This is a genomic window from Absiella sp. AM29-15 (assembly GCF_003434225.1).
GTDB lineage: Bacteria > Bacillota_I > Bacilli_A > Erysipelotrichales > Erysipelotrichaceae > Hoskinsella > Hoskinsella hominis.
In genome coordinates, this window is sequence record NZ_QVFL01000050.1 from 1 (window position 1) to 1,309 (window position 1,309).

Below are 1,309 nucleotides of genomic sequence, written 5' to 3' on the forward strand. Positions count from 1 at the left end.
TAAATGGAAATACATATTTATTTACAGATAAAGGTATTATAACAACAGGTTGGAGAAATCAAAATGGCTGGAGATATTTTAATGAACAGGGACATATGTTTTTAGGCTGGAGAGAAATATCTGGAGAAAAATATTATTTTAATAAAGATGGATACATTACTACAGGTTTTATGAGTATAGATAGTAAAATTTATTATTTTAATGAACAAGGCCATATGATGATTGGGAATGTCTATATAAATGGAGAAAATTATTATTTTTATGAAGATGGACATATGGCTAAAAATGAATGGGTAATAAAAGATAAGAAATCTCTATATTATGATGAAAATGGAATTTTGATTAAGAATAAGAAAATAATTATTCAGGGTATCGAATACAATTTCGATGAGAATGGTTACATAACATCTTGGGTTTTTGGGAAGGATGGTGAAGTATACTATTATAATCAGGGAGTAAAATTAACTGGCTGGCAATCACTTGGTGGTCAAAAGTATTATTTTAACAGTTTAGGTCAAAGAATTGGAAATGGTAATGTAAAAAAAGTTATAGATATATCTGAATTTGATGGCATAATTGATTGGATTAAAGTAGTAGAACAAGGTGATATAGATCATGTAATTGTTAGGATTGGCTTTGGAGATGTAAGGGAAGATTATCAATTGCAAAGGAATATACAGAAATTGAAACAATATAAAATACCTTTTAGTTTATATTTATATAGCTATGCAGAAAATAACGATGAAGCGATTGCAGAGGCGAACTTTGTAGTTAAAATTTTAGATAAATATAATATAGATAGAAATACAAAAATATATTATGATATTGAAAAACCAACGTATTTGGATGGTAGAGACATTAAAATTAAGCCGAGTCAATATAAGAAAATTATACCAACATTTATGAATATATTGAATAAACATGGATTTAAGAATTGTGCAGTTTATACATATACATCGTATCTTTATAATAAAGATTCTGGTTTTGGAGGAGATAGTGATTTAATAAAACTTGTGGAATGGATTGCTCAATATAATAGTGATCATGTTTATTATGCAGGAAAAGATTTAAAAGAAACAGATTTTAAGGGATGGCAGTATTCTGAATATGAGTATATTCCTGGGTTCCTTAATAATGTTGATGTAAGCATATTTTTTAATTAAAGATAAATAAGGAAAATGGGGGAAGTTGTGATGAGAAAAATTATATTAACGTTTTTATTACTACTACCAATATTTGTAATGAATATTGAAGCAAAAACATTTAAAGAAAATGATGTTATAGAAGAAAAAAAAGATGAAAAAGTTCA

Annotated in this window: 1 protein-coding gene; it reads left to right on the forward strand. The window is 26.7% G+C overall.

Annotation, left to right across the window (positions count from 1 at the left end):
* Positions 1 to 1,163 (forward strand): GH25 family lysozyme (locus tag DW761_RS20850; protein WP_117456310.1); only part of this gene is annotated, 1,163 nt, incomplete at its 5' end.
* Between the last annotated feature and the right edge of the window lie 146 nt (positions 1,164 to 1,309).